The 21,706-nt window shown below is 68.7% G+C and carries 22 protein-coding genes; 13 read left to right on the top strand and 9 right to left on the bottom strand.

The features are described 5' to 3' along the window. The first annotated feature begins 73 nt into the window (after nt 1-73). Genes ACQW02_RS05370 through ACQW02_RS05360 form a run of 3 tightly spaced genes read left to right on the top strand, consistent with a single transcriptional unit; the run spans nt 74 to nt 2,238 of the window. Nucleotides 74-829 (top strand): SDR family oxidoreductase, encoded by a 756-nt coding sequence (locus ACQW02_RS05370; protein WP_431284242.1) that lies wholly within the window; start codon nt 74-76, stop codon nt 827-829. A 58-nt stretch (nt 830-887) separates the two neighbouring features. Next, the gene (locus ACQW02_RS05365) at nt 888-1,355 is read left to right on the top strand and encodes a carboxymuconolactone decarboxylase family protein (protein ID WP_431284241.1); all 468 of its coding nucleotides are present in this window, start codon (nt 888-890) and stop codon (nt 1,353-1,355) included. Beyond that, entirely contained in the window at nt 1,345-2,238 is an 894-nt protein-coding gene (locus tag ACQW02_RS05360) for a sigma-70 family RNA polymerase sigma factor (protein WP_431284240.1), read from the top strand. Before ACQW02_RS05365 ends, ACQW02_RS05360 begins: the two co-directional genes overlap by 11 nt. Before the next feature lie 84 nt (nt 2,239-2,322). Here ACQW02_RS05360 and ACQW02_RS05355 read toward each other — a convergent pair whose 3' ends face one another. Beyond that, on the bottom strand, nt 2,323-2,733 hold the full coding sequence (locus ACQW02_RS05355) for a globin family protein (protein ID WP_431284239.1): 411 nt from the start codon (nt 2,731-2,733) through the stop codon (nt 2,323-2,325). Between the two features lie 77 nt (nt 2,734-2,810). Further along, complete coding sequence (locus tag ACQW02_RS05350) at nt 2,811-3,641, bottom strand: sulfite exporter TauE/SafE family protein (protein ID WP_431284238.1); 831 nt, start codon at nt 3,639-3,641, stop codon at nt 2,811-2,813. Nucleotides 3,642-3,806: 165 nt separating this feature from the next. Between ACQW02_RS05350 and ACQW02_RS05345 the strand changes: the two genes are divergently transcribed. The 3 genes from ACQW02_RS05345 to ACQW02_RS05335 all read left to right on the top strand — a co-directional run bounded on the left by ACQW02_RS05345 (nt 3,807) and on the right by ACQW02_RS05335 (nt 5,949). Then, the gene (locus ACQW02_RS05345; protein WP_431284237.1) at nt 3,807-4,565 is read left to right on the top strand and encodes a sulfite exporter TauE/SafE family protein; all 759 of its coding nucleotides are present in this window, start codon (nt 3,807-3,809) and stop codon (nt 4,563-4,565) included. Continuing rightward, nucleotides 4,562-5,260 (top strand): aspartate/glutamate racemase family protein, encoded by a 699-nt coding sequence (locus ACQW02_RS05340; RefSeq protein WP_431284236.1) that lies wholly within the window; start codon nt 4,562-4,564, stop codon nt 5,258-5,260. The genes ACQW02_RS05345 and ACQW02_RS05340 overlap by 4 nt, the downstream gene beginning before the upstream one ends. A 119-nt stretch (nt 5,261-5,379) precedes the next feature. Next, complete coding sequence (locus tag ACQW02_RS05335) at nt 5,380-5,949, top strand: hypothetical protein (protein WP_431284235.1); 570 nt, start codon at nt 5,380-5,382, stop codon at nt 5,947-5,949. Between the two features lie 86 nt (nt 5,950-6,035). On the opposite strand, the gene ACQW02_RS05330 is transcribed toward ACQW02_RS05335, so the two are convergent. From ACQW02_RS05330 to ACQW02_RS05315, 4 genes are all read right to left on the bottom strand, one after another. Beyond that, entirely contained in the window at nt 6,036-6,275 is a 240-nt protein-coding gene (locus tag ACQW02_RS05330; RefSeq protein WP_431284234.1) for a hypothetical protein, read from the bottom strand. 101 nt (nt 6,276-6,376) lie between these two features. Next, entirely contained in the window at nt 6,377-7,447 is a 1,071-nt protein-coding gene (locus ACQW02_RS05325) for a tartrate dehydrogenase (protein WP_431284233.1), read from the bottom strand. Nucleotides 7,448-7,463: 16 nt separating this feature from the next. Continuing rightward, the gene (locus ACQW02_RS05320; RefSeq protein WP_431284232.1) at nt 7,464-8,006 is read right to left on the bottom strand and encodes a GNAT family N-acetyltransferase; all 543 of its coding nucleotides are present in this window, start codon (nt 8,004-8,006) and stop codon (nt 7,464-7,466) included. 62 nt (nt 8,007-8,068) lie between these two features. After that, a complete protein-coding gene (locus tag ACQW02_RS05315; RefSeq protein ID WP_431284231.1) occupies nt 8,069-9,004 on the bottom strand; it encodes a bile acid:sodium symporter family protein in 936 nt (311 codons plus the stop codon). A 280-nt stretch (nt 9,005-9,284) separates the two neighbouring features. Between ACQW02_RS05315 and ACQW02_RS05310 the strand changes: the two genes are divergently transcribed. The 7 genes from ACQW02_RS05310 (at nt 9,285) to ACQW02_RS05280 (ending at nt 17,766) form a co-directional block, all read left to right on the top strand. Next, entirely contained in the window at nt 9,285-10,583 is a 1,299-nt protein-coding gene (locus tag ACQW02_RS05310) for a PQQ-dependent sugar dehydrogenase (protein WP_431284230.1), read from the top strand. A gap of 222 nt (nt 10,584-10,805) precedes the next feature. Further along, nucleotides 10,806-11,117 carry a c-type cytochrome gene (locus tag ACQW02_RS05305; protein ID WP_431284229.1) on the top strand — a complete coding sequence of 104 codons (312 nt, stop codon included), beginning with the start codon at nt 10,806-10,808 and terminating at the stop codon, nt 11,115-11,117. A 249-nt stretch (nt 11,118-11,366) separates the two neighbouring features. Then, the gene (locus ACQW02_RS05300) at nt 11,367-11,873 is read left to right on the top strand and encodes a pentapeptide repeat-containing protein (protein ID WP_431284228.1); all 507 of its coding nucleotides are present in this window, start codon (nt 11,367-11,369) and stop codon (nt 11,871-11,873) included. Then, the gene (locus tag ACQW02_RS05295) at nt 11,870-14,050 is read left to right on the top strand and encodes an ATP-dependent helicase (RefSeq protein WP_431284227.1); all 2,181 of its coding nucleotides are present in this window, start codon (nt 11,870-11,872) and stop codon (nt 14,048-14,050) included. Before ACQW02_RS05300 ends, ACQW02_RS05295 begins: the two co-directional genes overlap by 4 nt. Beyond that, a complete protein-coding gene (locus tag ACQW02_RS05290) occupies nt 14,047-14,955 on the top strand; it encodes a 50S ribosomal protein L11 methyltransferase (RefSeq protein ID WP_431284226.1) in 909 nt (302 codons plus the stop codon). Before ACQW02_RS05295 ends, ACQW02_RS05290 begins: the two co-directional genes overlap by 4 nt. A 112-nt stretch (nt 14,956-15,067) precedes the next feature. Continuing rightward, nucleotides 15,068-16,777 carry a DUF3300 domain-containing protein gene (locus ACQW02_RS05285; RefSeq protein WP_431284225.1) on the top strand — a complete coding sequence of 570 codons (1,710 nt, stop codon included), beginning with the start codon at nt 15,068-15,070 and terminating at the stop codon, nt 16,775-16,777. A gap of 5 nt (nt 16,778-16,782) precedes the next feature. After that, entirely contained in the window at nt 16,783-17,766 is a 984-nt protein-coding gene (locus ACQW02_RS05280) for a DUF2950 domain-containing protein (RefSeq protein ID WP_431284224.1), read from the top strand. A gap of 47 nt (nt 17,767-17,813) precedes the next feature. Here the strand turns inward: ACQW02_RS05280 and ACQW02_RS05275 are convergent, their stop codons facing one another. From ACQW02_RS05275 to ACQW02_RS05265, 3 genes are all read right to left on the bottom strand, one after another. Then, on the bottom strand, nt 17,814-18,464 hold the full coding sequence (locus ACQW02_RS05275) for a hypothetical protein (RefSeq protein ID WP_431284223.1): 651 nt from the start codon (nt 18,462-18,464) through the stop codon (nt 17,814-17,816). Between the two features lie 64 nt (nt 18,465-18,528). Continuing rightward, nucleotides 18,529-19,878: an ABC1 kinase family protein gene (locus ACQW02_RS05270; RefSeq protein WP_431284222.1), complete on the bottom strand. Its 1,350-nt coding sequence runs from the start codon at nt 19,876-19,878 to the stop codon at nt 18,529-18,531. Then, nucleotides 19,875-21,701, bottom strand: coding sequence for a M3 family oligoendopeptidase (locus ACQW02_RS05265; protein WP_431284221.1), 1,827 nt, complete (start codon nt 21,699-21,701; stop codon nt 19,875-19,877). Before ACQW02_RS05265 ends, ACQW02_RS05270 begins: the two co-directional genes overlap by 4 nt. Between the last annotated feature and the right edge of the window lie 5 nt (nt 21,702-21,706).

Genomic DNA, 21,706 nt, shown 5'->3' with positions numbered 1-21,706 from the left:
GCGCGGCCGCCTCGTCTTGGGTCTGAAGCATCGGCGGCCATCCTGGCCGGCGCAGACCAAGGCGGAGTCTTTCATGAAGATCGTCATCATCGGTGGCACAGGGCTGATCGGCTCAAAAACCGTCCGCATCCTGCGCGAAAAGGGGCATGAGGTTGTCGCCGCCTCGCCCAACACCGGCGTGAACACCATCACCGGCGAAGGCCTCGCCCAGACGCTCGCCGGTGCCGCCGTGGTGCTCGACCTCGCCAACTCTCCCTCCTTCGCCGACCAGGCGGTGATGGATTTCTTCGAGACCTCTGGCCGCAACCTCATCGCCGCCGAGATCGCCGCCGGCGTGCGCCACCACGTCGCCCTGTCGGTCGTCGGCACGGAAGACCTGCAGGACAGCGGCTACTTCCGCGGCAAGCTGGCGCAGGAACGCCTGGTGAAGGCCTCGCCCATCCCCTTCACCATCGTCCAGTCCACCCAGTTCCTGGAATTTCTGGGCGGCATCGTGAAGTCGGCCGTCGATGGCGACACCATCCCCCTGTCCACCGCCTTCGTGCAGCCCATCGCCTCCGACGACGTGGCCGCGGCCATGGCCGAGGTCGCCCTCGCCGCCCCGCGCAACGGCACCATCGAAATCGCCGGCCCCACCCGCTACCGCCTGGCCGAACTGGTCGCGCGCTATCTGCTGGATACGGGCGACCGGCGCACGGTCGCCGCGGACCCCGCCGCCCTCTACTTCGGCGCCCGGCTGGACGACGGCTCGCTGGTCCCGCGCGGCGAGGCCAGCCTCGGCATCGTCACCTACGACACCTGGCTCCGGCAATCCCGCGCGGCCGCCTGACGCCCGCGCAATTGCATCTCCCGCCCACGGCGCTCACCCTCACCACTTGGACCCTGTCATGACCCCCAGACTTGAGAACCCCCACCGCCTCGCCCCCGAGGCGATCAAGGCGATGATGGCGTTGGAAGGCGCGATCGCGGGCAGCGGCCTCGACCACATCCTCATCGAACTGGTCAAGCTGCGCGCCTCGCAGATCAACGGCTGCGCCTTCTGCATCCACATGCACGTCACCGACCTGCGCAAGCGGGGCGAGAGCGAGATGCGCCTGCACATGCTGAACGCCTGGCGCGAATCCACCTTCTACTCGCCCCGCGAACGCGCCGCGCTGGGCTGGTGCGAGGCCCTCACCCGTGTCGCCGAAACCGGCGCGCCGGATGGGGATTACGCCGCGCTGAAGGCCGTGTTCAGCGATGCCGAACAGGTGAACCTCACCCTCCTCATCGGCGCCATCAACGTATGGAACCGCCTGCAGGTCGGCTTCCGCGCGGCACATCCGCCCGATGCCATGCTGCGCCATGCCTCCTGAAGCGGCGACGGACCTGTTCGAGGCGCAGCGGACCCGGCTGCTGCGCCTCGCCTACCGCATGCTCGGCAGCCGCGCGGCGGCCGAGGATGTGGTCCAGGACGCCTGGCTGCGCTGGCGCCAGGCCAATCTCGCCGAGGTGCGCACCCCCGCCGCCTTCCTCTCCCGCATCGTCACCCGGCTTTGCCTGGATGAGATGAAATCCGCCCACGCCAGGCGGGAAACCTACATCGGCGCCTGGCTGCCCGAACCGCTGCTCGACACGGAGCAAGACCCGCTCGGCGCCGATGACCTGACCCTCACGCTGATGATGGCGCTGGAACGCCTGTCGCCGCTGGAACGCGCGGCCTTCCTGCTCCACGACGTCTTTGGCCAGCCGCTGGACGAAGTCGCGGCCGCCCTCGACCGCGAAGCCCCCGCCGTGCGCCAACTCGCCTCCCGCGCCCGCAAGCACGTGCAATCCGCCCGCCCCCGCTTTCCCGTCGCGCGTGAGGAAGGCGACCGGATCGCCCGCGCCTTCTTCACCGCCGCCCATACCGGCGACGTCGTCGCCCTGAAGTCCATGCTGGCCGAAAGCGTCGTGATCCAGGCCGATGGCGGCGGCAAAGTGACCGCCTTCCGCAACCCGATCGTTGGGCTGGCGCGCGTGCTCCGACTCTACGCCGGATTGCTGCGCAAGTTCGGCGGGGATTGGTCGCGGATGATCCAACCCACCTGGATCGACGGACTGCCGGGCTACATCAGCCGCGAACGCGGCGGCATCCTGCAAACAACCGCACTCGAAATCGAAGACGGCAAGATCGTCGCGGTCTACATGACCCGCAACCCCGACAAGCTGGCCCAGGTGCTCGCCCTGGTCGGCGATACTGGCTCGCGCCCGCAGTAACGACCGGGTGCTGTGCTGTGATATGGAAGTGGCACCTTGGGAGGGGCTTTGCCCCTCTCAAACTCTCCCCACCAGGGGCCGCCGCTACCCCGCCGCGGCCGCGATCATCACGCCCGACACCATGCCATAGGCGGCGGTCCAGGCGGCTTCGACTTCCGGAGTAAAGGCTTCACCCAGTCCTTGCCCCAGCGTCCAGAGCAGGGCGGCGCCGACGGTCGTGTACTGTGCTTCGGTCACGCCGTAGCCGACATGGCGCCGCGCCAGCGCCTGGGCCGCGGGGATGATGGTTTCCGGCCGCGACAATCCACCGACGACGATACCGAGTGTCGCCATCAGCTTCTGGCCCTGCTCGGCCATATCGGCCTTGCCGAACAGGGGCTTGGCGGTCGGGTCGATCTCGAACAGGCGGCCGTAGAACAGCGTGGCCGCGGTTTCCTTGATCGGCACGACCTGGCGGAAACTCTCCTGCACGAGGACAAGCTGGTCGGGCGTCATGAAGATCCCCTTTCGATACCGCACCAGTCCAGACGACCGCGCCCCATCACCGCAACGGGAAAATGCCCGCCCCGAGGCTAACCGATCACCGACCAGATCATCCGCACCGAGGTAATGCCCAGGAAAACCGCAAACGCCCGCTTCAGCAGCAGCGGCGGGATGCTATGCGCCAGATGCACGCCCCAGGGGGTGGCGATCAGCGATGCCGGCACGATCAGGGCGAAGCCGATCATGTTGACGTAGCCCAGGCTGAAGGGCGGCACCCGCGGGTCGCCCCAGCCGCCATAGATCATCCCGATCGTCGCCGGGATCGAGATGATGATCCCGAAGACCGAGGCCGTCGCCACCGCCGCCCGGATCGGCGTGCCGAACATCGACAGGATCGGCACGCCGACCGTGCCGCCGCCGATGCCCATCATCGCGCTGACCGCGCCGATGAATCCGCCCAACCCCTGCCGCGCGATCCCGGTCGGAAAGCTGTCGCGGATCTTATGGTCCACGGCGGTGAAGCCCATGTTCACCGCCACCGCCAAGGCGACCACGGCAAAAATGGCGCTATGCACCGGCCCGCGGACAAAAATGGCCAGCACGGTGCCCAGCAGCACGCCAACTGCCATGCTGGGCCAGATCCCGCGCAACAGCGCCTCATCCATCGCGCCCTTCATCCGGTGCTTGCGCGCCGATTGCAGCGAGGTCGGGATGATGGTGGCCAGCGACGTGCCGACCGCGAGCTTCATCTGCACCGCCTCGTCCACGCCGAAGAACGGGAAGACCATGAACAGCACGGGCACGATCACGATCCCGCCGCCGACGCCCAGCAACCCGGCCAGGGTGCCCGACAGCAGCCCCGTCAGCGCCATCGCCGCGGCCAGGCCCGCCAGCCAGGCCGGATCGTTCATGTGTTCCATCGACGGGGCTTTCCATTCGGCGCGCGGGGCTGGCGCGTCATATTGCAGTGCGGCAAACAGGCCCCTGCCCTACACGCGGCACCCGGCCGCGTCACCGGCGCATGGGGCGCCAATCCATGCATTCCACGCAATACTGACGCTTTTCACGCCAGAGGCTGCCCGCCCGTGCTGATCACCGACCCCCTCTTCTACGCCCTGGCCATCCCCGCCTTCCTGCTGACGGGGATGAGCAAGGGCGGCTTCGCCTCGGGCGCCGGCAACCTGACCGTGCCGCTGCTGTCGCTGGTCATTCCGGCACCCCAGGCGGCGGGGATCGCGCTGCCGATGCTCTGTGCGATGGACCTGTCCGGCCTGCGCGCGATGTGGGGCAAATGGAGCACGCGGGAAATGCGCGCCATGCTGCCAGGCGTGGTGATCGGCATCACCCTCGGCGGCCTGGCCTTCGGCGCGATGCCGGAGCGGGTGGTGAAGGGGATGATCGGCCTCGTCATCCTGGCCTTCCTCTCCCGCACGCTGTGGCAAAAGACGCGCCCCGTGGCGCCGCCCCGGGCCACACCATCGCGCCTGCGCGGCGGGTTCTGGGGGATGTGTTCGGGCTTCACCAGCACCATCGCCCATGCCGGCGGGCCGCCGGCGGCGATCTACCTCTATCCGCTGGGGCTGGAGCGCCAGCAATTGATGGCGACCACCATCGTCTTCTTCGGGATCATGAACTACCTGAAGCTGATCCCGTATTTCCTGGTGGGCCAGTTGAACGCGGCCAATCTGATGACTGCGCTGGTGCTGCTGCCGCTGGCCCCGATCGGGGTCTATTTCGGCATCTGGCTGGGCAAGCGGATCAATGACCGGGCCTATTACCGGCTGCTCTACACGCTGCTGGCGATCACCGGGGCGAAACTGCTTGTCGATGGGGTGATGGGATGATGTTGGGTATTCTGGGTGGTATGGGGCCGCTCGCTGGCGCGCAGTTCCTGGCCAGGCTGACCTTGTTGACCCCGGCCGAGCGCGATCAGGATCACCTGCCCTGCGTGCTGTGGTCCGACCCGCGCGTGCCCGACCGCACCGCCGCGCGCCTCGGCACCGGCCCCGACCCCCTGCCCGCGCTGCTGCGCGGCTTGCGGGCGCTGGAGGCCGCCGGCGCCACCGCCATCGCCATCCCCTGCAACACCGCGCATGGCTGGTTCGACGACATGCGCGCCGCCTGCCCGCTGCCGATCCTGCATATCGTCGATGCCGCCGCCGCCGACCTGGCGCGCCAGGGCGTGGCACCCGGCCCAATCGGCCTGCTGGCGACCGAGGGCACCCTTGCCATGCGCCTCTACCAGCAACGGCTAGAGGCCGCGGGCTGGGATGTCCTGGTGCCGGATGCCGCGACCATGGCCGATGTCGTGTCGCCCGCCATCGCCGCGATCAAGGCCGGCGCCGTCGGTCCGGCCGGGCTGCCGCTGCGCGCCGCCGCGGCGGGGCTGGTCGCGCGCGGGGCGCGGGCTGTGGTGCTGGGCTGCACCGAAATCCCGCTCGGCCTGCCGGAGGGGCCGCTGCGCGACTCGCTCGGCGTGCCGGTGGTGGATACGATCGATGCGCTGGCGCTGGCGGCGATCGGCTGGGCGCGGGGCTGACCAGGCTCAGGGATAGAACTGCTCCGCCTGCAGCACCTCGTAGCTCTGGCCGGCATGAAGCCCACGACCGTGGTGCCGTACATATTGGTCACGACATCGTTGAACCGGGCCAGGTTCTGGTGGCGCGCCGCATCGCGCATGTAGCGCGCCTTGAACAGCGAACCGAGGTGGGCCGAGCCAGCATAGCGCTGCGCCACGGCATTGGTGTGCAGCAATTGCTTCGTGGCGATGGTGCCCGGCAGTTCAAACCTGCCATCCATCCGCTGCTCGGCGGTGCCGGTATAGGCCGCGCCCTGCCGATTGGCATGGCAAACGACCAAATCGCCATCGGGCGCCTGGTCGATAAAAATGGAACACCCCGAAAGATTGTCGGTGACAAAAGTGCGGGCCGCCGTGCCGATCTTGACCGAGCAGATATTGTTGGCGAGGAAGGGCAAGTAATAGCAGTTGCGGTGCCCATTGGCATTGGGCGGGCCGAAGCTCATCGTCCGCATGGTCGGCCGGGTCTGGGCCAGCGCATAACTGTAGATCGCGGTATTGGTATAAAAGTGCTGATTCTGATCGTCGGGCTGGATCTGCGCCACGGCGCCATTGCCCGGTTCGCGCAGCGCGGGGCCAGGAACAGCGGTCCCGGCAGGGTTATAGCCGCCAACCGTGATGGCGGTTGCGCGCAGATCGGCACGATGTAGCGCCATGTCGCCGCTCCCCTTGTTGATTTTTGGGGAAGGCTAATGCGGCAGGCCGCGATTCAGAAAAAAATAAGCGTGATCGACGCCTAGTCGCACGCGCATCCATCGGTCGGCCCGGCTTCTTCCCGCACCACGTGATGGTCGATCCATTCCGACACCAAGCGCCGCGCCTCGTTCACCGAGGCTTCCGGGTGGTGCACCCGATACAGCGTCGTGCAGGCGCGGAAGGACGAAAAGTCGTCATTCCCGATGTCGCGCAATTCACGATAGGCCGTAACGACCGCACGTTCGCAGCGTCGGGAGATGTGGCTGACGTCATAACCCATGAAACATGCTCCGGCCGCTGCTGCGAGGCAGTTGCGAATCATTCGCAGCGGCAATTGGGAACATAGCGGGGTGTGCCCCCTAGTTCAAGTAATCACACGCGCTACCCAGCCGCGACCGCCTCGGCCAGCGCCCGGCCGACATCCTGGGTGCTCGCCTGGCCACCCAGGTCGCGCGTGCGCGGCCCGCCTTCCGCCAGCAGTTTTTCGATCGCGGTCAGGATGGCGGCGGCGGCGGCGTGTTCGCCCAGATGCTCCAGCATCATCGCCCCCGACCAGATCTGCCCAATCGGGTTGCAGATATTTTTCCCCGCGATATCCGGGGCCGAGCCATGCACGGGCTCGAACATGCTCGGGTGCACGCGCTCGGGGTTGATATTGGCCGATGGCGCGATGCCGATGCTGCCGGCGACAGCCGGCCCCAGGTCCGACAGAATATCGCCAAACAGGTTGCTGCCCACGACGACATCGAACCACTGCGGATTCTGTACGAATTGCGCGCACAGGATGTCGATATGGAACTGGTCGGTGGCGACATCCGGATAATTCTTCGCCATCTCGGCAAAGCGTTCATCCCAATACGGCATGGTGAAGGTGATGCCGTTGGACTTGGTGGCGCTGGTCAACTTCCGGCGCGGGCGGGTCATCGCCAGTTCAAAGGCGTATTTGATCACCCGGTCGCAGCCGACGCGGGTGAACACGCTGTCCTGGGTCACGAATTCGCGATCGGTGCCGGGGAACATGCGCCCACCCGTGCTGCTGTATTCGCCCTCGGTGTTTTCGCGCACCACGATGAAGTCGATATCCGCGGGGCCACGCCCGGCCAGCGGCGTCTTGGTCCCCGGCATCAGCTTGCACGGCCGCAGCGAGATATACTGGTCGAACCCGCGCCGCATCGGAATCAGCAGGCCCCAGAGCGACACATGGTCCGGCACCCCCGGCCAGCCCACCGCGCCCAAAAACACCGCATCGCTGTCGCGCAACTGGTCCAGCCCATCCTCGGGCATCATCCGCCCCGTCGCGGCGTAGCGTTCGCAGGACCAGTCGTAATCCGTGCGGGTCAGCGAAAAGCCGAAGCGGGTCGCCGCGGCCTCCAGCACCCGCATCCCCTCGGGCACGGTCTCGCGGCCGATGCCGTCGCCGGGGACAAGTGCGATGCGATGCGTGCGGGCCATGTGCGGGGCGTCCTTCTTATGCCGGCGGCAGGGTGCGATCGCCCTCGCCCAATGATTTCTGCATGTTCACCACATCGACCCAGCGACCGAACTTGTAGCCCGTGGCCTTCAACGTGCCGGCGTGACGAAAGCCGAGCGAGACATGCAGCCCGATAGACCCGACATTCTCGGAATCGCCGATCACCGCGACCATCTGGCGGAAGCCCACCGCCTCGGCCCGCGCCAGCAGCGCCGCCACGATCGCCTTGCCGACGCCCTGGCCGTTCACGTCGGGGCGGACATAAACGCTGTCCTCCGCGGTGAAGCGATAGGCGCTGCGGTCGCGATACTGCGCGAAATAACCGTAGCCGAGCACCTCGTGCGATCCCTCGTCGCCGTCCTTCTCATCCACCGCGACCAACCAGGCCCAGCCGTGGCCCTGGATGCGGGCGATGCGGATGGCGACATCGGCGGCATCGGGGGGCACTTCCTCGAAGGTCCCGGTGCCGGTGCGCACGTGGTGCGCGTAGATGGCCGCGATGGCGGGTGCGTCGGCGGCGGTGGCGTCACGAAGGATCATGGATCGCGCCTAAGCGTGGCGGCGCGCAGGGTCAAGACGCGGCTTGCGGTTGCTGCGCCGCATCATGACGTGCCGATCCTGCGGTACAGCGGGCGCAGCATCGCGGGGCTGAGGAACAGCGGAAACTGGCACAGCGCGAAGAACAGCAATATCCGCGCATCGGTCGTGGTCGGCAGCACCGCCAGGAACAGCGCCATGTTGCGATTGCCCGACAGCAGCCCGGCCGACAGCGCCAACCTGCGCCCCTGCCCCGCAAACACCGCGGCCGTGAGGATGTTCAGCCCGAAATTGCCGGCAAAGGCCAGGGTCACCCCACCGATCACCCAGGCAGGGTCGGCCAGCAGCAGCGCCAGCATCCCATCCATCACGCCAAAGCCGTACAGAACCACCATCCAGACCACGGCCCCATCCACCGCCGGGCCGAAGGCGCGCAGCCTCTCCTGCCCTGCGATGCGGCGGATCACGATGGACACCGCCAACGGCAGCAACACCACCAGGCACAGCCGCCCCATCAGCGCCGCCACCGAAATCGACAGGTCGATCCCCAGCAACCCCAGCGCGATCGGCGGCGCGGTGAACGGCACCAGCAGGGTGGTGATCACCGCGACCACCAGCGACACCTCTCCATCCAACCCCACCATCCGGGCGAAGGCGGGGGAGGAGGTCGCGGCACAGCCCGCCGCCATGATGACCAGCGCCGCCCCCAGCGGCCCGTCCAACCCCGTCGCCCAGGCGACGCCAAAGGCGATCACCGGCGACACCAGCAACAGGAAGCCGCAGAGCGCCACCACCAGCATCGGCCGGCGCAGATAGCCCAGCACCTGCACCGGATCGACCCGCAGCAGCACCAGCGTCATCAGGGTCGCGACCGTGACCGTCACCACGTCGCGAAAGACGGCGGCCAGCGGCGGCACCAGCAGGCCCACGAAGATGCCGACGCCCAGCAGCAGCCCCCCGCTACGCGCCGACCAGCCCAGGAAGACCAGGATCGGCGCCATTCAGCGCGGGCGGGCGGCGGAAAGGGGGGCGGCGGGCAAGGTGCGGTTCCACGTCGGTCAAGGCGCGAATTCGGCCCTGGGCGTTCGGCCGTCAAGCCATCACACCCTCGGACGCGACCCCGCATTGAATCATTCCGTTACATTTTCCCCGTTGCAGCGGAGTCGACGGAGATCGTTTGATCATCCCGTCGAGGCCCCTGGCTGAGACCAAGTCCCACCAGAACGGACCTGCGCCCACAGCGGCGCCAACGAATGTCCACAAGGACCGGAGGGAAAAACCGTGAAACGACATCTGCGCTTCGTGGCGCCCGGCCTGATGCTGGCCGGTGCGACCCTGTTCGTTCCAGCGCCGGCCCAAAGCCAGGGCCAGAGCCCGAGCCAGCCCTCGGCGGCTCCCGGCTTGACCAGCACCACCATCGTCTCTGGCCGGGAGTTCACCTGGGACATGGCCTTCCTGCCGGATGGTGCGATGTTCTTCACCGAGAAGTGCCGCGGCCTTTCGGTGCGGCTACCGAACGGCACCATCAATGCGCTGCTCGGCATGAAGGACAGCCGCGGCTACCCCGACGCGGCGGCCGATCTGTTCTGCGACGGCCAGGCCGGCATGAGCGGGGTTGCCGTCGATCCCGACTTCGCCTCGAACCGCTTCATCTACGTCTACTCGGCATCAAGCCTGACGGCGCCGGGGACCAATCGCGTGCTCCGGCTGACGGTCAACGCCGATCTGACGCGCGTCGCCAACCGCACCGACATCGTCGCCGACATCCCCTACAAGTCTGCCCCCAGCAACCATCCGTTCGGCGATTCCGGCGCGCATAACGGCGGGCGCCTGCGCTTTGGCCCGGCCGATGGCTTCCTCTACGTGACCACCGGCGACACCCACAACGGCGTGGTCCCGCAGAGCCCGACGCTGCTGGGCGGCAAGGTGCTGCGCATCGACCGGGACGGCCGGCCCGCGGCCGGCAACAACGCGCCGCAGGGCTTCGATCCGCGCATCTTCACCTACGGGCATCGCAACCCGCAGGGCATCTGCTTCCGCCCGGGCAACAACCAGCCCTTCACGGCGGAGAACGGCCCCTGGCACAGCGACGAGGTGACGCTGCTGGCACCCGGCGGCAATGGCGGCTGGGATCCGCGGGCGAATGTCAACGGCCGCGGCGACTGCCCCGACGGGTATTGCGGCTATAGCCCGAACCAGATGGGCGCGATGCCGAACGCGGAACGGGCGGCCTTCATGCCGATGACCGACACCCGGGCCTTCCCCAATGCGATGCGGCCGGCCTGGAACAATGACGGCATGTCCCAGGGCATGTCGTCCTGCACCTTCCTGAATGGTGCGCAGTGGCGGGGGTGGAACGGCCGCATGGTCGTTTCGCTGATGGGCATCGGCATCCACGGCACGCCGGTCGGCAACCGCCTCGACGTGCTCGACATCCCCGCCGACGGCTTGTCCGCCACGCGGTCAACGGTGTCGCTGCCGATACCGGCCGGTCGTTTCCGCTCGGTCGTGCAGGGGCCGGATGGCAACCTGTACATCGCCGTCGACCAGGGCGAGATTTACCAGTTCAGGCCCGACTAGGCCTGGCGGGCAGCGGCCGCGCCGCCCCGGCGGGCGGTACGGCCGGCTGCGATGCCTGTTCCGTCGAACGTCGGCATCCCATCGCGCGTTTGCGCATGCGCGGCACTGGATCCGGCCTTCTCGTCGATCTTGTCGTGCCGCCGTTCCCTGGCCGCGACCACCCTGCCGCGATGCCGTCCGGCCCGGATGGCCCCAACTGAAACCAGAACGAAAGCCCCGCCAATGCTCGATACGCGCCGCCTCATCGTTCTGCTCGGCGCGATGCTCGTGCCAGGCGCGGCCTTCGCAAGCGCCGACCTGGCGCGGAGCAAGAACTGCGTGGCCTGCCATCACACCGAACGCCGGGTGATCGGCCCCGCCTTCACGGCGATCGCCGGCCGGTATGACAATGACGACGCCAACGTCCGGATCCTGAGCGAACGAATCATTGCGGGCACGGGCGGACATTGGGGTCCGACGCCCATGCCCCCGCAATCGAGCCTGTCGCAGGAGGAGGCCGAGGCGCTGGTCAGGTGGATCCTGTCCCTCCGGTAGGCAGGGCTCGATCGATCCGCCGCGACTGTCGCGCATCGACGTCAGCGCGGCGTTTCACCAGGCCGCCGGTGCCGCCCGACGCAGGCGCGACTGATGGCCGCCAACACGCATTCGGGCGGGACAATCCGGCAGGGCGATGCGGCGCCGCCCGGATGACGCACCAACCACAGCCCGCCGGCCGTCCTCCCTGCGCGACCGGCGCCGCGACGCCGGGTTGGTCAACAGGGCGCCGCGCTCTATATCGGGCGGGTGCTCTCCCTCCGATCGATCCGTCTGCCGGCAGCCCTGCTGGCCGCGCTGTTGCTGGCCCCCCCGGCCATGGCCGGCTGTTCCGATGCCGCGGCTCCTGGCGTGGACTGGCGCCGCTGCCTGGCCGATGGGCGCGACATGGCCGGGGTGGACCTGACAGGAGCCATCCTGCGCGATGCCTCGCTGTCGCGCGTCAACCTGACCGGCGCCATCCTGCGCGACGTGGAGGGCCCCGACGCCCGCTTCGTCTCCTCCGACCTCAGCAACGCCGACCTGACCGAGGCGCGGCTGCGATCGGCCGATTTCACCCGCACCAACCTGGCCGGCGCGATCCTGGTGCGGACCGACCTGCGCCGCGCGCGCTTCTTCCGCGCCAACCTGACCGGCGCGGACCTGACCGGCGCCATGATCGCCGGCACCGACCTGTCCACCGCGACCCTGGATGGCGCGCTCTGGACCGATGGTGTCCGCCGCTGCGCCGCCAATAGCGTGGGGGAATGCCGATGAGTGACGACTACCTCGCCCGCCTGAACCCCGAACAACGCGCGGCGGTCGAGGCCGTGGACGGCCCGCTGCTGGTCCTGGCCGGCGCCGGCACCGGCAAGACCCGCGTGCTGACCACCCGCTTCGCCCATATCCTCAAGACCGGCCGCGCCCAGCCCTGGCAGGTCCTGGCCGTCACCTTCACCAACAAGGCCGCGCGGGAGATGCGCGAACGCGTCTCCGCCATCATCGGCGCGCCGGCCGATGGGCTATGGCTCGGCACCTTCCACGCGCTCTGCGCCAAGATGCTGCGGCGCCACGCCGAAGCCGCCGGGCTGACCTCCTCCTTCACCATCCTCGACACCGACGACCAGACCCGCCTGCTGAAGCAGGTGATGGAGGCCGAGCGCATCGACCCCAAGCGCTGGCCGCCGCAGGCCGTCATGGGCCAGATCCAACGCTGGAAGGACCGCGGCCTGACCCCCGCCCGCGTGCCGCCCGGCGATGCCGGGGATCTGGCCGGCGGCCGCGCCCTGGCCCTCTACCAGGGCTACCAGCAGCGCCTGCTCGACATCAACGCCGCCGATTTCGGCGATTTGCTTTTGCACGTCACGGAACTGCTGCGCGCGCGCCCAGAGATCCTGGAACAATACCACCGCCAGTTCCGCTACATCCTGGTCGACGAATACCAGGATACCAACCAGGTCCAGTACCAGTGGCTGCGCCTGCTCGCCCAGGCGCGCAAAAACATCTGCTGCGTCGGCGACGACGACCAGTCGATCTATTCCTGGCGTGGCGCGGAAGTCGAAAACATCCTGCGCTTCGAAGCCGATTTCCCCGGCGCGAAGATCGTGAAACTGGAAAGCAACTACCGCTCCACCGCCCCCATCCTCGCCACCGCCTCCCACCTGATCGCGCATAACGAGGGCCGCCTGGGCAAGACCCTGCGCACCGGCCGCAACGATGCGACCGGCGACCGGGTCAAGGTTTTTTCCCTGTGGGATTCGGTGGAAGAGGCCCGCACCGTCGGCGAACAGATCGAACAGGCGCAGCGCGAGGGCATCTCCCTGAACGAGATGGCCGTGCTCGTCCGCGCCGGCTTCCAGACGCGGGCCTTTGAAGAACGCCTGATCGTCCTCGGCGTGCCCTATCGCGTGGTTGGCGGATTGCGCTTCTACGAACGCGCCGAAATCCGCGACGCCATGGCCTACCTCCGCCTGGTGCACCAACCCGCCGACGACCTGGCGTTCGAGCGTATCGTGAACACCCCCCGCCGCGGCATCGGCGAGGGCGCGCTGGCATCGATGCACATGGCCGCCCGCGAACAGCGCATCCCGCTGATGGCCGCAGCCATGGGCATCACGCCCACGCTGAAACCCAAGCCCCGCGCCGCGCTGACCGAACTCTTCCACGGCTACGACCGCTGGCGCGCCATGATCGACACCCACGGCCATGTCCGCACCGCCGAGACGGTGCTGGAGGAATGCGGCTACATCGACATGCTCAAGGCCGATAAATCGCCTGAAGCGCCGGGCCGGCTGGACAACCTCAAGGAACTCACCCGCGCGATGGGCGAGTTCGAAAGCCTCGCGGGCTTCCTCGACCACACCGCCCTGGTGATGGAGAACAACGAGGAAGCCGGCGCCGAACGCGTCTCCCTGATGACCCTGCACGGCTCCAAGGGGTTGGAGTTCGACGTCGTCTTCCTGCCGGGCTGGGAAGAAGGCGTGTTTCCGAACCAACGGTCGTTGGACGAGACGGGCGGCAAGGGGTTGGAGGAGGAACGGCGCCTCGCCTATGTCGGCATCACGCGCGGCCGCAAGCGCGTCATCATCAGCCATGCCGCCAATCGCCAGATCTATGGCAATTGGTCGGCGGCGGTGCCGTCGCGCTTCCTCGATGAATTGCCCGAAGCCCATGTCGAACGCGAAGGCGCCACACGCGCCCGCGTCACCGACGGGCCCTCCGTTTTCACCGGCTACAATCCGCTGGCCGCCCGCCGCCCGCGCGTGATCGACGCCCCCGGCTGGGAGGTCGCGACCCGCCCCGCGCCGACGTCAAAGATGTCCAAGGGCCAGCGCGTGTTCCACCAGAAATTCGGCTACGGGATCATCACCGGCGTGGACGACAATCGCCTCGACATCGACTTCGAAAAGGCCGGGCAAAAACGCGTGATGGACAGCTTCGTGGAGCTTGCATGAACCTTTACGACGGCCCGCGCGCCCGGCGCACCGTGGCCCTGGAATGCGTCTGGATCGACGACCTGCCCCATGCGGCGCTGGAACCCTATGAGGCCGCCTTCACCGCGACCTGCAAGACCGTCGCCTTCTTCTTCGACGAGGACGCCGATACCTGGCGGATCGAGGGCGTGCGCGAACAGGGCGCCGACCACGCCGCCCTGCTCTCGGGCCTGGCCATCGCCGCCCTGGTCTCGGGCTTCGCCGCCCCGCCCCCCGGCGTCGCCCCGGTCGAGGCCGAGGGCTGGCTCGCCCGCACCGCCGCGGCCTTTCCCGAACAGCCGATCGGCGACCGCTTCCTGATCCGACCGACCCATGCGGCCCCCACCCGCCGCTGGGACCGGATCGTGCTGACCCTGGATGCCGGCGTCGCCTTTGGCAGCGGCGAACACGCCAGCACCCAGGGCTGCCTGATGGCCTTTGCCGCCATCGCGCATCGCCGGCCGCGCCGGTTGCTGGACCTCGGCAGCGGCTCCGGCATTCTCGCCATGGCGGCGGCCAAGATCCTGCACCGCCCCGTCCTGGCGACCGACATCGACCCCTGGTCGGTGCGCGTGATCGACGAGAACGCGGCCCGCAACGGCCTCAAGCCCCTGGTGCGCGGGCGCCTGGCGGATGGCTGGCGGCATCGGCGCGTGGCGGCCGAGGGCCCCTATGACCTCGTCTTCGCCAATATCCTGGCGCGGCCCTTGTGCATGATGGCCAAGGAGTTGGCCGGCGCCCTGGCCCCGCGCGGCACCGCCATCCTGGCGGGGCTGCTGACCACCCAGGCGCGGCGCGTGCTGGCGGCGCACCAGCGCTGCGGCTTGCGGCTGGAACGCCGCATCGTGGTCGGCGCCTGGACCACGCTGGTGCTGCGCAAACCCTGAGACGGTGCTTGCGCGCGGGGCCGCCATGCGGTTGATTCGTATCGTCGCCAGACGGAAGCGGCCAAGAATGCCGTAACGACCGAATCCCGACGGGGCGAGGAATGACAACGCCATGAGCAAGCCACCCAACAGGGTGATCGCGCCCCCGTCCCGTTCGCTGGCCTGGTTGCTGGCGCTGGCCTTCGGTGGCGCCAGCGTCCTGACCCCCCAGGGCCCGGGCGTCTTCGCGCAAGCCGCGCCGCCCGCGGCCGCGACCCCGGCCGCCATCCCCAATGCCGGCGATCGCCTGACCCAGCCGCAGATCGAGCAATTGCTGGCCCCGATCGCGCTCTATCCGGACGACCTGCTGATGCAGGTGCTCATGGCCTCGACCTACCCGCTGGAGGTCGTGCAGGCCAAGCGCTGGCTCGGCCAGGGGCAGAACGCGGCGCTGCGCGGGGATGCGCTGGCCCAGGCGCTCCAGGCGCAAAGCTGGGACGCCAGCGTGAAGTCGCTGACCCCGTTCCCCGATGTGCTGACCCTGATGAACGACCAGTTGGAATGGACCCAGCAGGTCGGCGATGCGGTGCTGGAACAGCAGGATGACGTGATGAACGCCATCCAGGTGCTGCGCGGCCGGGCGCAGGCCAATGGCGCCCTGGCCAGCGGCCCGCAGCAGACCGTGACGGTGACGCAGAACGTGACGGTGCCCCCCGCCGCCGGCGCCGCCGCCCCCGTGGTCGCGCCGCCGCCCCAGATCATCACCATCGCGCCGACGCAGCCGGACCAGGTCTATGTACCGGCCTATAACCCCGAGGTCGTCTACGGCACCTGGCCCTACCCGAGCTACCCGCCGCCCTATTACCCGCCGCCCGTGGGCTATGGCCTCGGCAATGCGCTGCTGACCGGGCTGGCCTTTGCCGGCGGTGTCGCGGCGGTGGGTTCGCTCTGGGGCTGGGCTTCGCCGAACTGGGGCGGCGGCAACGTCAATGTGGACGTGAACCGCGTCAACAACATCAACGCCAACCGCACCCGGATCGACAACAGCAACTGGCGCCACGACAGCACGCATCGCCAGGGCGTCGCCTATCGCAACCAGGACACGGCCAACCGCTTCCGCGGCGCCGAGGGCGCGAGGGCCGCGCCGAACCGCGACGCGCAGCGCGACCAGTTCCGCGGCCGGGCACAATCGGCGGGGATCGGCGGCGGCGACCGGGCGGGTGCCCGCCCCGGTGCCGGCGACCGGCCGGGGTTGGGGGGTGGCGACCGCCCGGGCCTTGGCGGCGGTGACCGCCAGGGACTTGGTGGCGGTGACCGCCAGGGACTTGGTGGCGGCGACCGCCAGGGCCTTGGCGGCGGTGACCGCCAGGGACTCGGTGGCGGTGACCGCCAGCGCCCAGGTGGCGGCGGCGACAGGCCAGGCCTCGGCGGCGGCGACCGTCCGGGCGCGGGCAACCGGCCCGGCGGCGGCGATCGGGCCGGGCTGGCCGACCGGCCCGGCGCGGGCGGCGGCGGCCGGCTTGGCGGCGCGGATCGACCGGGCGCCGGCGCCCGGCCCGGCGCGGGCGCGGCCCAGCGGCCCGCGGTCGCGCCCAGTGGCCGACCGCAACCCCAACGCCAGAATCAGATGGCCGCGCGCCAGGCGCCACAGGGCCTCCAGGGCGTCGGCGGCCAGGGGCACCAGGCCCGCGCCGCATCCCAACGCGGCCAGGCCAGCCGCCAGGCACAGGCCGCACCGCGCGCACAGGCGCGCCCGCAGGGCGGTGGCGGCGCACGTGCCGGCGGCGGTGGCGGACGTGGTGGCGGTGGCGGCGGGCATCGCGGCGGCGGGGGTAGGCGGTAATGACCATGATCCGAAGCCTTTTCGCGGCCGGCCTCGTGCTCGGCCTCGGCGCGCAGCCGCTGCTGGCCCAGACCAGCACCGAACCGCCCGCGGCGACCGAGGCCCCGGCGGCCCCCACGCCCCCACCCGCCCCGGTCCAGCCCGAAGCCTTCCGGTCTGCCGAAGCCGGCTTCGCCGCCTTTGCCGACGCCGCGCGCCGGCATGATGAACGCCGCCTGCTGCGCATCCTGGGCGAGGCCGGGCGGCGGCTGGTGCGATCGGGCGACCCCGTCGCCGACCGCGCCGCGCGCGACCGCTTTGCCGAATCCTATGCCCAGAAACACGAAATCCTGACCCCCGCGCCCAACCGCGCCGTGCTGCAGGTCGGCGATGATGAATGGCCGCTGCCGATCCCCATGATCCAGCGCGGCGGCGCCTGGCGGTTCGACGCGCGCCAGGGCACTCAGGAAATCATCGACCGCCGCATCGGCCGGAACGAGCTGGACACCATCCAGGCGCTCTACGCCATCGTCGAGGCGCAGGATGAATACGCCGCCACCGTCGGGCGCCAGGGGGCCTTCCGCGCCTATGCCCGGCGCTTCTTCTCAACCCCCGGCACGCATGACGGGCTGTTCTGGGCGACCGGGCCGGATGAACCCGAAAGCCCCCTCGGCCCCTTGGCCGCTGCCGCCAGCACGGGCGGCTATGGCACCACCGGGCGCGGCGACGGCCCGCCGCAGCCCTTCCATGGCTATCTCTTCCGCATCCTCGAAAGCCAGGGCGAAGCGGCGCAGGGCGGGGCGGTCGAATACGTGGTGAACGGGCGGATGATCGGCGGCTTCGGGGTCTTGGCCGTGCCGGCGCAATATGGCGTCTCGGGCATCCAGTCCTTCATCGTGAACCACCGGGGCGTGATTTACGAACGCGACCTCGGCCCCGACACCGCGCGCGTCGCCCGCGGCATCACGTCGTTCAATCCCGAACCCGGGTGGACGGCCGTCACGGACTGATCCGCGACGGCCAAGCCCTTGTTCGGTTGACGGCGAAACGCCCGCGATCAGTTGATCGCGAAACAGTAAAACAGCCCGGCGCCGCCGCTGCTGGCCAATTGCGGCGCGCTGCATCCGCGCGACGGGTGCGACGTGTTCCACGACACCGATTCCGCATCGTCGCGCAGCCCGATCCGGTCCGAATGCCCGACCATCGCCGACCCATCCGTGCTGCTGGTCCAGTTCCGGCAGGTCCGGTCCTCGGCCCCGGCGAAAGCGCGGCCTTCGACGGTGGATCCGGTCAGGATGTCATGCGTGTTCGGCGTGTCGCCCCGCCCGTTCACCGGCGCCCCGGCCTCGGTCGTCGCGGTCGCCTTGGTCAGCCCGGCGGCGTTGCTGTCGTGCAGTTGCGCGACGCTCTGCGCGATCACCGCGCCGCCGCGGTTGCGCCAGGGGCCCGCCCCGATCCGGTCGCGCGCATTCACCGCCCCGTCCCCCTGGGTGCTGAGGTAGGCACGCCAGGTCCTGGCCCCCGCCCCGGCCGCCGTCGCCAGCGCCTGGCAATGCGCGTCCGCACCCGCAAGCCCGCCCAGGTCGGCGCCACGCCCCGGCCCGACACTCGTCACGAAGAAACTCATTTGCGCCGCGTCCTGTGCCGGCGCTGGGGCAGCCATCGCCAATAGCAGCGTGGCGCCCAGCCCGATGGTTCGGATCTTCATCTTCTTGTCTCTCCCTTGGTGGGAGAAGGATGCTGCACCCGCCCCGCGCAGGCTGTCGATGGGTTTACAGCGCCGCGGGCACCCCCGCCTCGGCCAGCGCCGCGGCCTGGCGTGCCGCGAGGTCGCCGGCATGCATGTCGTGGATCAATTCCATGAACATGCGGTGCCAGTTCATCTCCACCTTCAACCGGAAGAACACGCTGCCCAGGCCGATCGCCGCGCGGTCCATCAGCACGAATTCGCGCGGGATGGTGACGCCGCCGGTGCGCTTCAGCCCAGCATGCACCTGTTCCGCCACCCGGCGCCCATGCTGCGGGTCATCCACGTCCTGGATCGCCCGCACGCGGTCCTCCATCAGCGGCGTGTACAGAAACCTCGCCCAAAGCCCCAAAACCTGGATCGTTTCCTTCGACAGGTTCTCGAAGCCCCAGATGCGATAGGCTTCGGCCGCCTTCTCCTCATCATTGTCGCGCACCGCCTCGTAGAGCAGCAGCACGCCGCCGACGAAGGACGGCGGGAAGACCCGGATCGCGCCGAAGTCCAGCAGGTTGATCCCCGCCCGGTCCGGCCGCGCCTGGTAATTCCCCATGTGCGGATCGCCATGGATCACACCAAAACGGTAGAATGGCAGGTAGAAGGCCATGAACAGCCCGCGCGCATAGGCGCGGCGCTCCTCCTCGCCTGGGTCGCCCTCCTCCAGCCGTTTCTGCAGCGACCCGCCATCGAGCCAGGTCATCGTCAGCAGGCGGCCCGTGGTCAGTTCGGGCACGGGAGTCGGGATATGAACCTCCGGCGTGTCCTTCAGCATCAGCCCATGCAGCCGCATCTGCGCGGCTTCGCGCGTGTAGTCCAACTCCTCGCGCAGGCGGGCGCTGATCTCGTGATAGGCCTGTTCGTTCTTCAGCGTGCTGTCCATGCGCTGGTACAGCGACATCGCCAGCTTCACCTGCTTGAGGTCGGCTTCCACCACACTGGCCATATCCGGATATTGCAGCTTGCAAGCGACCTCGGTGCCATCCAGCAAGGTCGCGCGATGCACCTGGCCGAGCGATGCCGCCGCCACCGCCTCATGCGTGAAACTCCCGAACCGCTGCTGCCAGGCCGGCCCCAACTCCGCCGCCATCCGCCGCCGGACGAAGGACCAGCCCATCGGCGGCGCATTGGCCTGCAAGGTCGCCAGTTCCGCGGCATATTCCGGCGGTAGCGCGTCAGGCACGGTGGAGGCGAATTGCGCCACCTTCATCAGCGGCCCCTTCAGCCCGCCGAGCAGCGCCTTCAGGTCATTCGCATGCGCCGCCTTGTCGGTCTTGATCCCAAACAGCCGTTCCCCGGCGACGCGCGCGGCAATGCCCCCGACAGCGCCGGAGGTGCGCGCCATGCGCTTCATCTCACCGAAGAAGTTGCTGCCGCTCATGTGGGATCGGCCTCAAGCTCGTCGATGAAGCCGGAGATCACATCCAGCCCCTTGGCCCAGAAGGCGGGGTTGGAGGCATCGAGGCCGAAGGGCGCCAGCAATTCCTTGTGCCGCTTGGTGCCACCGGCCCGCAGCAATTCCATGTACTTCTGCTGGAAGTCCGGAATGCCGCCTTCGCGGAACACGCCATAGAGCGCATTCACCAGGCAATCCCCGAAGGCATAGGCATAGACGTAGAAGGGCGAATGCACGAAATGCGGGATATAGGCCCAATAAACCGCGTAATCGTCGGAAAAATCGAAGGCCGGGCCGAGGCTTTTGCGCTGGATGTCCATCCAGATCTCGCCGATCCGCTCGGGCGGCAATTCGCCGTTGCGGCGTTCGGCATGGATCGCGGTTTCGAATTCGTAGAAGGCGATCTGGCGGACCACCGTGTTCAGCATGTCCTCGACCTTGCTGGCCAGCATCGCCCGCCGCCGACGCGGATCGGTGGTGGCGTCCAGCACGGCACGGAAGGTCATCATCTCGCCAAAAACGCTGGCGGTTTCGGCCAGGGTCAGCGGCGTGCCGCTCATCAGGTAGCCCTGTTCGGCCGCCAGCACCTGGTGCACGCCATGGCCCAGCTCATGCGCCAGGGTCATCACGTCCCGCGTCTTGCCGTGATAATTCAACAGCAGATACGGATGCGCCGAAGGCACGGTCGGATGGGCAAAGGCCCCGCCCGACTTGCCCGGCCGCGGGGCCGCGTCGATCCAGTCATTGTCGAAGAAGCGCTGGCCGATCGCGCCCAATTCGGCGGAGAAACCGGCATAGGCCTCCAGCACCCGCTTCGTCGCATCCGGCCAGGCGATCAGGCTGTCATCCTGGTCCGGCAGCGGCGCGTTGCGATCCCAATGCATCAGCTTCGGCAGGCCGAGCCACTTGGCCTTCAGCGCATAATACCGGTGCGCCAGGCGCGGATATGAGGTGCGGACGGCGCCGACCAGCGCATCCACCACCTCATCCTCCACCATGTTCGACCGGTTGCGGTACGAACCGGGGCGCGGGTAGTGGCGCCATTCATCGGCGATCTGCTTGTCCTTGATCAGCGTATTGGTGATCAGCGAGAACAGTTTCTGGTTCTTGGCAAAGGCCGCCGAAATCCCTTCCGCCGCCTTCGCCCGCACGTCGCGGTCGCGGTCGGACATCTTGTTCAGCGCTTCGGAAACCGTCAGCGATTTGTCGGCATAAGCGACCCGCATGCCCGCGATCGTCTCATCGAACAGCCGGTTCCAGGCGCCGCGCCCGGTCACGTCCTTCTCGTGCAGCAGCCGTTCCAGCGTGTCTTCCAACTGGTGCGGCCGGAACACCCGCAGGTCGCGCAGCCAGGGGCGGAACCGCGCCAGCGCCGCCGAGGCCGCGAATTTCTGCTCCAGCGCCGGTTCCTCGATCCGGTTCAATTCCAGCGTGAAGAACAACAGGCTGGAGGAGATGGCCGTCACCCTCTCCTGCATCATCTGCATGAAGCGGCCGCGGGCACCGTCCTCGGCATTCTCGCTGAAGGACAGACCGGCGAAGGACATCACCCGCCCCAGCACCTCCTCCATCCGTTCATAATCCAGGATGCAGGCGGCCAGCACATCGCCCGACAGCCCCGCCAGCTTGCCCGCCTGCGCATCGCGGAAGGCGGCCGCATCGGCCTCCACCCGGTCCAGATCGGCGACCAGGGCCGGGTCCTCGAACCCGGCATAGAGGTCGGACAGGTTCCAGGCCGGCAAGGCGGCGGGCGTCCCCCCCGACACTTCGGCATCGCGGGGGATCGGCAGGCTGCGAGGATTGGTCACGGCGG

The sequence above is a fragment of the Humitalea sp. 24SJ18S-53 genome, assembly GCF_050632385.1.
GTDB lineage: Bacteria > Pseudomonadota > Alphaproteobacteria > Acetobacterales > Acetobacteraceae > Humitalea.
The sequence above is the reverse complement of the archived record's forward strand: the minus strand, read 5'-3'. Positions and strand labels throughout refer to the sequence as shown.